Raw genomic sequence first — 14837 nt, 5'->3', positions numbered from 1 at the left:
TTCGCAAGAAGAACTATGATGACATACGACATCGAGCCGAAGCAATTGTGGAACGTTTGGCTTCTTTTTGAAGTCTACATTTCCGTTTCGTCACAATTGGGCTCATAACCCGATTGGAGATTTATTGATTCTAATAGGGGGTTTTTTTGTTTGTGGATTTAGGTCGGTCTCGTAACCCGACGATTATTTTATTAACCTTTTTGTAAATGCAGTGTCTCTTTATCAATTAAAACCACGAAACCAGGAGAACAAAAATGACACTTAACAAATTTATAGTGTTCTTTCTTGGTTCTTTTGTACTGATCAATAGTATAAATAGCCAGGGGTTTTACGACATCAATACAATAAATACCATAGAAATCACTTTTGTTGAATCCAATTGGGATCAGATTTTGGATCAGTTATACGCGGCCGGAGATGAAGAACGACTGGTTGGGACGGCCCTGATCAATGGTGTGCAATTCAACAGTGTCGGCGTGCGTTACAAAGGCAATAGCTCTTATAGACCCAATCAAATCAAGAATCCGTTGAATATTAAACTGGACCACATTATTAACGATCAAGAACTGGACGGCTACGGTACGTTAAAGCTGGCCAATGCCTTTAAAGATCCCAGCTTTGTGCGCGAGGTTTTGAGTTATGAAATTGCCAGAGAATATTTTCCTGCCAGCCAGGCGAACTTCGCGAATGTTTATATCAATGGTACTCACCTTGGGTTGTATACCAGCGACCAGAGTGTTGATAAATTCTTCATGAGAACTCATTTTGGGAGTGATGAAAATACCAGGGTTAAAGGTGAAATCACTTCTGTTGGGGGACCTCCAACAGGCGGGGTATGGCAATATCTGGGTCAGGACTCAAGCAGTTATTTGGGATTATACGACATGAAATCTGATTATGGCTGGAGTGAATTAATTAATTTCCTGGACACTCTAAACAACCAGAATGCGAGTGTTGATCAGGTCTTAAATATAGATCGTCATCTTTGGTTTTTGGCTTTTTCCAACCTCTTCGTGAATCTTGATGGCCCAATTAACAATCCTCAAAATTACTATCTCTATAAAGATGATACCGGCAGATTCAACCCAATACCCTGGGATCTGAATGAAAGCTTTGGCGTTTTTTCTCATCATCAAACTTTGGGGCCCCTGAATACCTATGGTCTACAGAGCTTGAATCCTTTTGCCAATTTAAATGAGAGTGAATTCCCAGTTATCAGTGAGATATTAAATAATGATACATACCGCAAAATGTATGTTGCCCATATGAAGACCATGATTAAAGAAAACTTCGCTAATGATTGGTATGAAACCAGAGCGTTGGAAATTCAGGATATTATAGCTGCAGATGTACAGGCCGATCAGAATAAATTTTATAGCTATTCTGATTTTATTGACAACGTATATAATCAAATCGGGGGTGGCGGACCACCAGGTCCTGGAAATCAATCAATTATCGGGATTGTTCAGTTAATGGACGCAAGGGTTGATTACTTATTAGGACTCAGTGAATTTCAATATGATTCACCACAGATCAGTAATGTATTCTATTCACCTGAAAATGTATCATCTTCAGATGAGATATGGTTTTCGGTTGAGGTCAGCAATGTGAATGATGTGTTTCTTGCATATCGGTCAAACCCATATGGTGTTTTTGATAAAATAAATATGTATGATGATGGCGATCATGGAGATGGGCAGGAAGGAGATGGGGTTTACGGTATATCCATAATAGCTGGTCCTACTGATATTCAGTATTACATTTACGCTGAAAACAGCAATGCAGTCACATTTTTACCTGCAAATGCTGAATATGAATTTTATGACATTAATGTTGAAACTGGTAATACCAGTGACATAGTTATTAATGAGTTTCTAGCGGCCAGTGAAAGTTGTTGCGGTAATGATATATTTAATGGTAACTCCGAAGATTTTGTTGAGTTGTATAATATTGGTACAGAGCCAATTAATATCAATGAATGGGGGTTTAGCGATACAGATGGTTTAATTAAGACAATTGCCCCAGACACAAGTATTGCTTCAGGAGAATTTCTCGTGCTATGGTACACGGGAGATAATAATGGTTTTCCTGAGGTAAATAAAAAACTTTCAAGCAATGGTGAGACTATTTATATAGCTGATGCAAATGGAAACCCAATCATCAGTTATAATTTTGGTTCTCAAACAGATGATGTGTCTTTTGGAAGAATACCTGATGGTTCTGATGAATGGATATTTATGAATCCGACACCAGGAACGGCAAATGCAGAAGAACTAAATATAGATTATGATAAAACTATACCAGATCAATATATATTATTCCAAAACTACCCCAACCCCTTTAACCCAACGACCACAATAGAGTTTTCAATTCCTCAAACAGAGTTTGTTACGGTTAAGGTGTTTAATATTGTTGGACTTGAAATCACAACACTTATAAATGATGAATTATCTACAGGCAATCACAGCATTCAATGGGATGGAAGCCGTCAGCCAAGCGGTCTTTATTTTGTTCAAATCGAAAGCGGTAGTTTTATTGTAACCAAGAAGATGGTGTTGTTGAAATAACCACTGAAAGAATTTAAGCAAGAGCCCCGCAGTAGCGGGGTTTTTTGTTTGTGGGAAACTGGTAGACTACCTCCAAATGCTCCAAAACGCTGAGTTGGAGAGCGCATTATTCAAAACTTGAGGAATACTCAAAAGAAAGAATCCACGTTCATATAATCAAAGTTGGATCTATTTGATCTATTTTCGTTTAGTAGCACAGTGCAACAACATAACAATTCTCTTCACCGGCGCGGCCGGAGTACATTAACAGGCCTGATGTTGATTAACACCAGACTTGTGTTCTAATCAACTTAAACTATTTTCCCTTCCCGTCTCTTCACTCCCGCCCTAAATTTCACCCATGGCCAGTGAAGAAGCCAAACGCCTGACGCAACTCAGCCACGGCTCCGGTTGAGCCTGTAAGCTCGGTCCAGAAGACCTGGCTCAGGTTCTGAGTCAGCTGCCGGTGTCTGATGATAAGCGTGTAGTTGTCGATTTTCACGGAGTCGACGATGCTGCAGTGGTACGCCTCGACGGCAAAGAGGCCATCGTCCAGACTGTAGATTTCTTCACACCCATCGTTGATGATCCCTACGACTTCGGCCAGATCGCCGCCGCTAACGCCATCTCGGATATCTACGCTATGGGTGCTATTCCGCTCTTCGCTCTGAACATTGTCGCTTTCCCCAGAAAAGACCTCCCCATGGAGATATTGTCGGAAATCTTGAAGGGGGGGAACGACAAGGCGAAGGAGGCTGGAATAAGCATCGTGGGCGGACACAGCATTGATGACAAGGAGCCTAAGTACGGTCTGGTGGTGACAGGGCGGGCTGAGGTGGATCGATTAGTGAAGAATTCGACAGCCTCTGTCGGCGATCTTCTTGTCCTGACAAAACCGCTTGGGACGGGGATCGTCGCCACCGGGATCAAACGTGGTATCGCCGATGATTCTATGATCGCCGAAGCGACAAAGGTGATGACCACACTCAACGCCGATGCATCAGAATTGATGCTCAAACTCGGCGCCCATGCGGCTACCGATGTGACTGGTTTCGGATTGCTAGGGCATTTGCTGGAAATGTGCCAGGCCAGCGACGTTTCAGCCGAGATCAAATTTGAAAAACTCCCATTCATGAACGGTGTGAATAAGTTAGCAGAGAAAGAAATCATCCCCGGCGGAACAAAGAGAAATCTCGCATATGTCTCTTCGTATGTCAGTTTTAACAGCCGTATTTCCAGTAACCAGAAGACCATGGCGGCAGATGCCCAGACTTCCGGCGGCCTTCTTATTGCCATGCCTCGAGACCGTACCCATCAGTTTGTGAAAAACTTTAACGCAATCTCCGACATAAAAGCGACTATTGTCGGACAGGTCACATCGCCGCAAGAGACACGGATCACTGTTGTGTGATCCTCTGATTCCCCGCTAATACCGACAGCAAATTTCTGCTTGACAGTTTACCTGTTATTGACGTAAAATAAATAGGACTGAAATTATCGTATTATTAGAAGTTATTCAATATGGCTGGTTATCAAGAGGATGTTCGGATCGACTGAGAATCGAGAGGGAGACTCATGCCATGAGCAACAAGAATTCAAAATATATTTCTGACAGGCATCGATTCGAATGGAAGTCAAACACGGTATCAAAGACACGTTCTCACAAGACGGTAGCGAGAATGCCTAAGGTTTGCCCCGAATGTCACATAGTATGGGAAGACTGGCTGAGCAATACTATCAGGAAACGATCACACAGTCACGGAGGCTGGGTATGGCGCGAGCTTGAAGACTTCCCGGCCATAGGATGTCTTGCAGAGATTTGCCCAGACTGCGGTGATAATTCCCATAACGCAATGAAGGTCGCCAGCGGCGTCTGCTAACCGACTCCCCAAGTCTGATTGAGAAGCAACAATGTATTTTACCTTAACACTATCTGATGGAACGGGATTATTGTCCCACTATTGATGAATCAAGAAAACCTTACAATCAAAACACGGCTCTCTCAAGAGTATAAATACGGTTTTGTTACCGATATTGATCAGGACCAGATTACTCCAGGACTGAATGAGGAAGTCATCCGCCTCATATCGTCGAAGAAGGGCGAACCTGAATGGATGCTGCAATGGCGTTTGAAAGCCTATCGCCAGTGGACCAAAATGACTGAACCGCAATGGGCAAAGGTAAACTATACAAATCCGGACTATCAGGCTATCAGCTACTATGCAGCGCCCAAACAGGAAGGCGACGGACCTGCAAGCCTTGATGAAGTCGATCCGGAACTGTTGCGAACATACGAAAAACTGGGTATCCCCCTGGAAGAACGAAAGCGTCTCGCCGGCGTAGCCGTGGACGCGGTGTTTGATAGTGTCTCTGTCGCAACAACCTTCAAGGAAGACCTGAAAAAACTGGGCATCATTTTCTGCCCCTTTTCCGAAGCGGTCATGAATCATCCTGATCTTGTAAAACACTATCTCGGTTCAGTTGTCCCTTACACTGACAATTTCTTTGCTTCCCTCAATTCAGCCGTCTTCAGCGACGGCAGCTTTGTTTATGTGCCGCAAGGTGTCCGCTGTCCCATGGAACTGTCCACCTATTTTCGCATCAACGCATCAAACACGGGGCAGTTTGAAAGGACGCTTATCATTGCGGATGAAGGCAGTTATGTCAGCTACCTGGAAGGGTGTACCGCGCCCATGCGCGATGAAAATCAACTCCACGCAGCTGTGGTGGAACTGGTAGCTCACAAGGATGCCACTATTAAGTATTCCACAGTGCAAAACTGGTACCCCGGAGATCCCAAGACAGGCAAAGGGGGCATCTACAACTTTGTTACCAAGCGGGGAACGTGCCTGGAGAAGAACGCAAAGATATCATGGACTCAGGTAGAGACGGGGTCAGCGGTAACGTGGAAGTATCCCAGCGTAATACTCAAAGGTGATAACACGAAAGGCGAATTCTACTCCGTCGCCCTGACCAATAACTATCAGCAGGCGGACACGGGGACGAAGATGATTCATATGGGTAAGAACACACGCAGCACCATCGTCTCCAAAGGGATTTCGGCGGGGAAAGGACAGAATACGTACCGTGGCGCGGTGACTGTCATGAAGGGAGCTGACAATGCGCGAAACTATTCTCAATGTGACTCTCTCCTGGTAGGCGATCAATGCGGTGCCCACACGTTCCCCTACATCGATGTCAGAAATCCCACCGCTCAGATGGAACATGAGGCGTCCACATCAACCATCGGAGAGGACCAGATATTCTACTGCAATCAGCGCGGTGTGACCATGGAAGATGCGGTCTCCATGATCGTGAACGGCTTCTGCAAGGAAGTCTTCCGTGAGTTGCCGATGGAATTTGCCGTTGAAGCCCAGAAACTGATGGAAGTCAGTCTCGAGGGAAGTGTCGGCTAATATTTGAGTGTGGTAAATGAAGGATAGATGAAATGTTAGAGATCAGGAATCTACACGTGGCGGTTGAGGACAAGGAGATCCTTCGCGGTGTCAATCTGACAGTCAATGCTGGAGAGCTCCATGCCATCATGGGACCAAACGGTTCGGGTAAGAGTACACTGGCGCAGGTTATAGTAGGCCGTGAAACGTACCAAGTTACGGAAGGTGAAATCCTTTACAACGGCAAGAACCTGATGGAAATGAGTATTGAACAGCGGGCACTGGAAGGCGTTTTTCTTTCATTCCAGTATCCCGTGGTCATCACCGGTGTAAACGTCGCCTATTTTCTCAAATCGGCCCTGAACGCTGTCAGAAAACATCGCGGACTGGAAGAGCTGGATGCCATCGATTTTCTCACCCTCATCAAGGAAAAGCTCAAACTGGTGCAGATGGATGAGAGTTACCTCAGCCGATCCATCAACCAGGGCTTCTCAGGGGGCGAAAAGAAACGTAATGAAATTCTGCAGATGCTGACGCTGGAACCAAGTCTCGCAGTTCTAGATGAGACTGATTCGGGACTTGATATTGACGCTGTCAAGATCGTAGCAGACGGTGTTAACAAATTCAGGGATGAAGCGCGGGCAGTTCTCGTCATCACCCATTATCAGAGGATCCTCCAGTACATGCAGCCTGAGCACATTCACGTATTAATGAGCGGACGTATCATCAGATCCGGCGGTAAAGAGCTGGCTGTTGAGCTGGAAGAGAAAGGTTACTCCTGGCTTGAGGAGGAAGTGCCGGCGCAGATAAAATGAGTTATCTCGAAGATCAATTCAGCGCCCATCTCACGGCAAGTAACCACGAACCGCAGTCCCTCAAAGATCTGCGAAACCAGGCATTCGGTCAGTTCCATGAAATCGGCTTTCCCGCACGTAACTGGGAAGAGTGGAGATTTACTGGTACGGCAGCAGTGGAGAAGGCCAAATTTCGCCTCACGGGATCCCAGGACCTGCCGGCCTCTGTAGAAAGCTGTATTGATGCTCTCGCCGTCCCTACACTGTTGTTTGTCAACGGTCATTACCAGCCTCAACTGTCTGAAGTACCCGAAGGTATTGAAGTGCGTACACTGCTGGATGCTTACCTTGAGGAGCCGTCCAACGTCTGCAACGGTTTTGCTGCCGGACCGAGCCCTTTTGCCTTCCTCAACACAGCTTTTATGAATACAGGTCTGTTCATACGAATTTCCAGCAATATGCCTGAGAATACGTATCTGCGGATTTCGTTTCTTATTACAAATCCGGCCGAGCCCATCATGAATCATCCCCGCCTTGTTATTGAAGCCGATAATGACAGCCGTTGTACCATTGTAGAACACTACCGGGGTGAAGGCGAGACCGCTTACTGGAATAATGCCGTTACGGTATTCAGACTGGGCAGGAACAGCAACATCTGTCATATCCGGATTCAGGATGAGAGCAGGACAGCTGCTCATCTGGCCTCTACCCACTATCAGTTGGAATCGGGGGCAACAGTCAATTCTCAGCATATGGCCAGCGGATCCTCTCTTCACAGGAATGATGTTCAAGTTAATCTGAGCGGCCCTGACGCCTGTGCCATTCTGAGGGGGCTGTGTCTGGCGCGCGAAGATCAGCACTTGGATTACCACATTAATGTAGATCACCAGGTGGAACAGGTAAGCAGCCTGGTGCTGTTCAAGTACATCCTTGCTGATCGCGCCGAAGGGGTGTTCAACGGGCGAGCTATGGTCAGATCAGGGGCTCAGCAGATCGATGCTGATCAGAAAAATAAAAATCTTCTGTTAAGCGACAATGCAACCATGAATTCAAATCCACAGCTTGAAATCTATGCTGACGACGTCAAATGTACGCACGGCTCTTCCACCGGCCAGCTGGATGTGGATGCCCTTTTCTATCTTCGTTCCAGAGGGATCGATCCAGCAACAGCACAAACGTTGATGACCAGCGGTTTCGCCAACGAAGTCCTGGATAAGATTGAACCGCCAGCCGTAAGAGAACATTGCCAGACCACACTCTCTAACTGGTTACGTGACACAGGTAAGGAGCTCACCGTTCTGTGACTGATTCGATTCCAAGCAATGACTTGAGAGACCTGTACCAAGAGCTAATTCTTGACCATAACCAGAATCCACGCAATTTTAGAGAAATTGAAGGTGCTAATCACAAGTCTGAAGGATTCAATCCTCTTTGCGGGGATAAGATGACAGCCTATATCAATATCGATGCGGATGTTATTGAAGACATCAGTTTTCTCGGTACGGGGTGTGCAATTTCGAAGGCGTCCGCTTCCATTATGACCACCATTCTCAAGGGGAAAACTGTGGCGGAGACAAAAAAAATTTTCAAGCAATTTCACCTGATGGTGACCACCGGTGACGCAGATACTCAAGACTTGGGGAAATTGGCAGTGCTTGCGGGGGTGCATAAGTTTCCTGCCAGGGTCAAGTGTGCTACACTAGCGTGGCACACAGTCAAGAACTCTCTGGACGGTATGACAGAAATAGCCACAACAGAATAGGGATCAACTATGAGTGCTAAAGAAATCGTAACTCTAACGCGTGACTGTCAGGCGACACTCATTCCGTATGGCGAAACAGTGACCCTGAAGAAGGGTGAAGAAGCACAAATTACTCAGGCTCTCGGCGGTAACTATACTTTGCTGATCCGCGGCAATCTCGTCAGGATTGAAGGCAAAGATGGCGACGCCATTGGAAAAACACCTGTCGCTGAAACTGAGGCGCCAGCCGAAGATAACTTTTCAGAACCGGCGAGCGAAAAAGAAATCTGGGATGCCATGAAGACTTGTTACGACCCTGAGATTCCTGTTAACATTGTCGATCTAGGACTCATCTATTCATGCGAGATCACCCCTGTAGAGGAAGGCGGTTCGCACATCGTGATAAAAATGACCCTTACGGCGCCGGGATGCGGACTCGGTCCCGTCATTGCCGACGAAGTGGCGATGAAGATTCGTGCCCTGCGGGGAGTGAAAGATGTCAGCGTGGATCTTGTCTGGGACCCGCCCTGGAGCCAAGATATGATGTCTGAGACGGCAAAACTTCACCTGGGGATGATGTGAACCTGACGACGGGAAAAACGGGAACGATTTCCCAGAGCGTAGAAGACACGACATCTCTGGATGTTGCCACCATACGCAAGGACTTTCCTCAGTTATCGCGGCAAGTGCGAGACAAGCCACTCACTTACCTAGACAACGCCGCCACTTCACAAAAACCGCGGGTGGTCATCAATAAGATTAATGAATATTACCAGCAATACAACGCCAATATCCATCGGGCGATCTATGCCATCGGGGAACAGGCTACTCTCGAATACGAATCAGCCCGCGAAAAAGTGGCTCGATTCATCAACGCGTGGGAAACCAGTTCAGTGATCTTCACCAGAGGGACAACTGAGGCCATCAACCTTGTCGCTTACAGCTGGGGAAGGCACAATCTGGGCCCGGGAGACGAAATCCTCATCACTGAGATGGAACATCACAGCAACATAATCCCGTGGCAGTTGGCGGCCAGAGATACCGGAGCTACACTGAGATACATCCCTATCAGAAGCGACGGCACCCTGGCGCTGAACAATCCCGATGAATACTTCACTGACAAGACCAGACTGGTCTCGTTCATCCATCAGTCCAACGTGTTCGGCACAATCAATCCGGTCCGGGAAATCTATCAGATGGCCAAAGACGTAGGTGCTCTCGTACTGGTAGACGCTGCCCAGAGTGTCCCTCACTCTCCTATGGACATCCAGACGCTTGGATGCGATTTTCTCGCTTTTTCAGGCCACAAAATGCTTGGACCGACAGGCGTGGGCGTACTTTGTGGTCGCCAGGAACTTCTGACCGGGATGGAACCTTTCCTGGGTGGCGGAGAAATGATTAACTCAGTGACAATGGAAGAGTCAACCTGGAATAAGCCACCATGGAAGTTCGAGGCGGGGACACCTAATATTGCACAGGTTATCGGACTGGGTGCTGCCGTCGATTATCTCGAAACGATCGGCATTGACAGTATCGAAAGACACGAGAGGACGCTGACCCGATACGCTCTTGAGGCACTGTCGGCCATTCCTGAAGTCACTATTTACGGCCCCGGCGCTGAACGGGGCGGATTGGTGAGCTTCAACGTTGAAAACGTCCACCCCCACGATCTAGCACAGGTTCTTGATGAGAGAGGCATCGCTATCCGCGCAGGGCATCACTGTGCTCAGCCAATTATGCAGAAACTTGATGTGCCTGCTACGGCCAGAGCAAGTTTTTATCTTTATAATACAACCGTAGAAATCGACGCTCTATGTGAGGGTGTGACGGCAGCTATCGATTTTATGACTTGAGAGGAACAGTTCAGAAAATCAGGAATTGCCTTTGATTGAAAAACGATCACGAGTTAAGTTAAAGAATACGAAAAGGAATTTTATGTCCTTATGCTGAAACTGACGAAGAAGACCGAATATGCGCTCATGGCGCTGAGGTATCTGAGTAACCTTAAGGAGGGTGAAAAAGCGAGCGCAAAGGAGATTTCTGATACTTGCCAGATCCCCTACCCCCTTCTTGCCAAAGTACTTCAAGAGCTATCCAAGAAACGGTTTCTTGAACCGGTACAGGGAGCCCGGGGAGGATACATACTGATTAAACCTCTTAATAAGATCAGCATGACGGAGCTTTTCGAAAGCCTGGAAGGACCTCTCGGTATCATGGACTGTTTCCTTGAGGAGGAATGTGAGATCATCGATTCATGTTCTATTCGAACCCCTATCCAGCGGATTAATAGAAGTCTGAGAAATCTGTTTGACGATATGACTGTTCTAGACGTTACCAATTGAGGGGGCAGGAATGATAAATCGCGATAAAGTTGTTGAAATATTGAAGCAGTGTTACGATCCGGAAATTCCCATTGACTTGTGGAATCTGGGATTGATCTACGATATCGAAATTCTGAAGAGCAACAATGATAAACGGTCAAATATAAATATCACCATGTCACTCACCACGCCAGGCTGCGCTATGGGACAGTACATGGCCAACGATATTAAGGATAAGCTCGAAAGTCTCAACGAAGTCGATCAGGCATCGGTTCAAGTAACGTTCGAGCCACCGTGGACGCCCGACATGATGACCGCTGAAGCAAGGGATAAGCTCGGCTTCAACCCGCAACCGCCGCCTATGGCTCAAGATGAGCCCGGCGGATGGAAACAGGACGACACAACATGACGGAACAGATAGCTACTCAAGACAAAATCCTGGAAGGCATCACGATTACCGGGAAGGCTGCCGAACGGCTACTGCAGATTAGAACGGATATAGACGGAGAATATCTCCGCGCCTCCGTGACTGGTGGCGGCTGTTCCGGACTCAACTACGGCATCGCGTGGGACGATAAAGTTGGAGAATACGATAAAATATTCGAAAGTAGCGGTATTAGAATCGTGGTTGATCTTCAAGCTCTCTTATATCTCAAAGGAATGAAGATTGATTTTTCTTCCGATCTTCTATCGGGAGGATTCAAGTTCGTAAATCCCAATGCCAGCCGAACCTGCGGCTGCGGGACATCTTTCTCCGTTTAGTGGAAACAATTCATCTGGATGATTTCCTCCACGAAGGTGTAATAAAGGAAAAAATCTTCCGGGAAAAGGTTGCTGAGATCGACTGGGCACAGTATCAAAACAAGCGAGTGTTGATTCGCGGCTGTGCAGATGTGCCCGTTCCCACCTGGGCGTTCCTGATCATCACAGCTCGTCTGGCCAAACACGTAGAACGGATCTACTTCGGGGAGTTGCGTTCAGCCGTCAAGATCTTTGTAAGAGATTCCCACACCAAATGAGCAACGATCGCGTAAGCTGGGAGCAGTACTTCATGAATATCGCTGGCGAAGTTGCCAGTCGCTCCACCTGTGATCGCAAACATGTGGGGGCGGTAATTGTAAGAGACAAAGTGATCCTCTCTACCGGTTACAACGGCAGTCTGCGCGGCCTTCCCCACTGCGATGAGGTCGGTCATGAGATGGAAAACGGTCACTGTGTCCGCACCATCCACGCCGAAGCAAACGCCATCGTTCAGGCCGCCAGAAACGGTATCAATATAAGCGATGCCGAAATCTATGTGAGCGCCAGTCCGTGCTACACCTGCTTCAAGATGATCGCAAATAGCGGCATTCGGAAGGTCTACTACGGCGAGTTCTACAGAGACGAGAGGATCAAGGAGCACGCGGCTGAAATCGGCATAGAATTGATCCACCTGGACGGCTAGCAAGTAGATTATAACAACCGGTCTTATCTGAACAACACGGAGTCAAACTGACTCCACGCCGGAAACAAATCAAGAGCTGATGTATCAGCCCATAAGAGGTTTACTGCCGCTAAACCTGAAACCAGTAGTTCAGCTTTATAAAGAGGGTATTTGACTTAGAGGGATCCCAGCTTCCCTCGGAGGAGGAGAAGGTATTCAAATCGTTGAGGTTGTAAACAACGTAAAGCGTACTGCCCGGAAGATACTCCCACCTCCAGACAAAAGTCCCCACTGTATTGTTCAACCTGAAGTCGGGATCGTCAGCATAATCGTACGCTTCAAAATCGAGTGTCTTTGGCGCTGAGAGTGATTTATAGCCGAAATAATCGACATCAGCTTTGAACGGCTGGAAATAGACCTGAAAAGAGAGATCCGGTGAAAATGCCCAGTTCAGCCTCAGCGTGATGTCCTGCGTCTGTTGAGATGAATTGGCATAGATAATCTCATTTCCGCCATCCACATCCTCTACGCCGATCCACTCATCGTTTGTCTCCTTGATTGCTATCACACCGCGTACCGTGGCGCTCAGGTTCTGGGACGGACGGACTGTCATCCCCAGAGAAAATCTATAGCCCCAATTTCCGCTTTCCCTTCTGCCGAAGCCGACAGAGGGATTCAGAGAAATCCACTTCCGATTGTCAGTCCGCAGCCAGACAAACCCTTGGTAGCCGGGCGATTCCCTGATGATCCACGCCCTCGAATCCTTAAACGTGTCATCATCGCTGAAGGCCGGAAGCGTATACTTTGTAAAAAGGCCGAGAGACCAGTAGCTGAGTGTGGTGCCGTTGAGATACATTTCAGCCTCACTATCTAACACGGTCCCATCCGTCCTGGCGGCCAACTCGTAACCGAACCTGAGGTTACCTCTGAGAAGGGGGCCCCAGGGATCCTGTCTTCTGAAACTCAGATTAGCTCCCAGCGATCTAACACCGGCACGCTTCAGGTAGCCGAGGTCATTCAGATCAAAATCGTCATCATACCAGGAACTTCTCAGATTTACATTCCACCAGGCAGGATCATCATAAGCCAGGTATAGTCGTCCGGCACCGCCCCTGGTAACACCTGTCTGAGACATCATTATCTGTCCGATCAAACTGACACGATTATCAAGAAATTTCAGTCGCCAATCGACAGCGCCCGTAGAAGCGGTCTGACCGCCTTGCCGCCTCTGATCAGTCAGCATCAAGCCGATGGTGGACAAGTCATTTATTATTGGCTTACGCAGCCGGCCGACGAAATGATTGGTGTACGGTTCCAAGAGGAATCTTTCCCGAACTACAGTGGTATCATTCGGCATGTACTCCAGCGTACCGTACTCTTCATCTGTCACAGCTTCTACAACTCCAAACTCCAGTCCCGATGACGTCTTGCCCAACAGTTTCGCCGCGCCCAAGATAGTAGTTGCTTCAGGCTGGGTCACAATTGACTCTTCCGCGGGCGAAAAATACCCTGGTTCTTTCCCCAAACGGCGGGAGTGAAATAAGCGCCCCTCGAAACTCGGACTCGGATTCTCAAAGAACGACGCCCCCTCAACAAAGAACGGTCGCTTTTCATCGTAAAACGTTTCGAAGGCTGTCAGATTAAGTACTGACGGGTCAGCTTCCACCTGACCGAAATCCGGATTGAGGGTAAGATTCAGCGTAGTGTTGCTGGCGAGGCCATACTCCAGATCGACGCCAGCGCTCCTAGTCAACTGGTCATCACCATCTGCGTGATAGCCGCCAAGACCATAGGGGATCAGTTCAATCTGCTTGGGAGGAGGAACATGGCTTAGCCCCTTCAGAACGCCGAATCTGGAAACATTCCCCTGAACGCCCCGCTTCTTCCCGGGCCATTCCATCCGTTCCTGTTTACGGAATATGAACCGCTTCAGAGTGACTCCCCAAGTAAGATCCTCGGTATGGGGAAAGTTGAACATGGAAAAGGGGAGGCGAAATTCTGCCACCCACCCTTCATTAGTGATCTTTACCTGAGCATCCCACACCCCATCCCACGAACGATCGTATCGTTCATCATCGTAGATGTAAGCGTCAACTTTTGAACCGGCAGCATTGATAATAAAGTTGTAGGCTGTCCGGTTATCATCACGCGTATCCAGGGCTAAGCCGACCCAGTCGGAACTATTCACGGCGATAGACTCCGGTGAGCGTCTCCTTCCACCACCACCGGTTAATCCCGTACCGATCCAGGTATCTCTTCTGGCCAGACGGGCTACAATCTTCTCAGGATTTTCATCGAAACTGCTGAAACTGACATAAAAATTATCATCATCGTAGAGAATGCGAACCTCTGTCTTTTCGGTAGGCACCCCCAAGTCCATGGGGTCTATCTGGTGGAAATCGGTGATGGGAACAGCATCTAGCCAAACAGGATCGGTAAGTTCGCCATCAATTCTCGGCGGTACAGCCGTTCGGACGGCAATGATGCGCTTGAATACGAGCGACGCGGGATCAATCGTGGAGAGAGACGAATCGCCCGCCGACAAACCGGATGCCAGAAGGAATGAAATCAGAAAAGTGATAGACGATTTCATAACATTAAACTTATGGCGAAAAAT

General features: G+C 47.7%; 14 protein-coding genes and 1 pseudogene. 14 read left to right on the top strand and 1 reads right to left on the bottom strand.

Annotated features, from left to right (window positions below):
- Positions 1–254 precede the first annotated feature (254 nt).
- From QF669_04350 to QF669_04285, 14 genes and pseudogenes are all read left to right on the top strand, one after another.
- Complete coding sequence (locus QF669_04350) at positions 255–2567, top strand: CotH kinase family protein (GenBank protein MDP6456674.1); 2313 nt, start codon at positions 255–257, stop codon at positions 2565–2567.
- Between the two features lie 409 nt (positions 2568–2976).
- Positions 2977–3957 (top strand): annotated as a pseudogene (selD, locus tag QF669_04345) (selenide, water dikinase SelD).
- A gap of 169 nt (positions 3958–4126) precedes the next feature.
- Positions 4127–4426, top strand: coding sequence for a hypothetical protein (locus QF669_04340; protein ID MDP6456673.1), 300 nt, complete (start codon positions 4127–4129; stop codon positions 4424–4426).
- Positions 4427–4510: 84 nt separating this feature from the next.
- Complete coding sequence (gene sufB / locus QF669_04335; protein MDP6456672.1) at positions 4511–5962, top strand: Fe-S cluster assembly protein SufB; 1452 nt, start codon at positions 4511–4513, stop codon at positions 5960–5962.
- A gap of 32 nt (positions 5963–5994) precedes the next feature.
- A complete protein-coding gene (gene sufC / locus QF669_04330; GenBank protein MDP6456671.1) occupies positions 5995–6756 on the top strand; it encodes a Fe-S cluster assembly ATPase SufC in 762 nt (253 codons plus the stop codon).
- Entirely contained in the window at positions 6753–8039 is a 1287-nt protein-coding gene (sufD, locus tag QF669_04325) for a Fe-S cluster assembly protein SufD (protein ID MDP6456670.1), read from the top strand. Before sufC ends, sufD begins: the two co-directional genes overlap by 4 nt.
- Complete coding sequence (locus QF669_04320; GenBank protein ID MDP6456669.1) at positions 8036–8497, top strand: SUF system NifU family Fe-S cluster assembly protein; 462 nt, start codon at positions 8036–8038, stop codon at positions 8495–8497. The genes sufD and QF669_04320 overlap by 4 nt, the downstream gene beginning before the upstream one ends.
- A 9-nt stretch (positions 8498–8506) precedes the next feature.
- Entirely contained in the window at positions 8507–9058 is a 552-nt protein-coding gene (sufT, locus tag QF669_04315) for a putative Fe-S cluster assembly protein SufT (protein ID MDP6456668.1), read from the top strand.
- 56 nt (positions 9059–9114) lie between these two features.
- A complete protein-coding gene (locus QF669_04310) occupies positions 9115–10329 on the top strand; it encodes a cysteine desulfurase (protein ID MDP6456667.1) in 1215 nt (404 codons plus the stop codon).
- Positions 10330–10419: 90 nt separating this feature from the next.
- Positions 10420–10818, top strand: coding sequence for an Rrf2 family transcriptional regulator (locus tag QF669_04305; protein MDP6456666.1), 399 nt, complete (start codon positions 10420–10422; stop codon positions 10816–10818).
- 10 nt (positions 10819–10828) lie between these two features.
- Positions 10829–11206, top strand: coding sequence for a metal-sulfur cluster assembly factor (locus QF669_04300; GenBank protein ID MDP6456665.1), 378 nt, complete (start codon positions 10829–10831; stop codon positions 11204–11206).
- Complete coding sequence (locus QF669_04295; protein ID MDP6456664.1) at positions 11203–11559, top strand: iron-sulfur cluster assembly accessory protein; 357 nt, start codon at positions 11203–11205, stop codon at positions 11557–11559. The genes QF669_04300 and QF669_04295 overlap by 4 nt, the downstream gene beginning before the upstream one ends.
- The gene (locus QF669_04290) at positions 11559–11816 is read left to right on the top strand and encodes a DUF2480 family protein (protein ID MDP6456663.1); all 258 of its coding nucleotides are present in this window, start codon (positions 11559–11561) and stop codon (positions 11814–11816) included. Before QF669_04295 ends, QF669_04290 begins: the two co-directional genes overlap by 1 nt.
- Positions 11813–12241 carry a dCMP deaminase family protein gene (locus QF669_04285; GenBank protein MDP6456662.1) on the top strand — a complete coding sequence of 143 codons (429 nt, stop codon included), beginning with the start codon at positions 11813–11815 and terminating at the stop codon, positions 12239–12241. Before QF669_04290 ends, QF669_04285 begins: the two co-directional genes overlap by 4 nt.
- A 109-nt stretch (positions 12242–12350) precedes the next feature.
- Here QF669_04285 and QF669_04280 read toward each other — a convergent pair whose 3' ends face one another.
- Positions 12351–14813 carry a DUF5916 domain-containing protein gene (locus QF669_04280; protein MDP6456661.1) on the bottom strand — a complete coding sequence of 821 codons (2463 nt, stop codon included), beginning with the start codon at positions 14811–14813 and terminating at the stop codon, positions 12351–12353.
- Positions 14814–14837 lie beyond the last annotated feature (24 nt).

The sequence above is a fragment of the Candidatus Neomarinimicrobiota bacterium genome, from assembly GCA_030743815.1.
Lineage (GTDB): Bacteria > Fidelibacterota > Marinisomatia > Marinisomatales > S15-B10 > UBA2146.
Note: the sequence above shows the minus strand (reverse complement) of the source record. Positions and strands in the feature narration are given on the sequence as shown.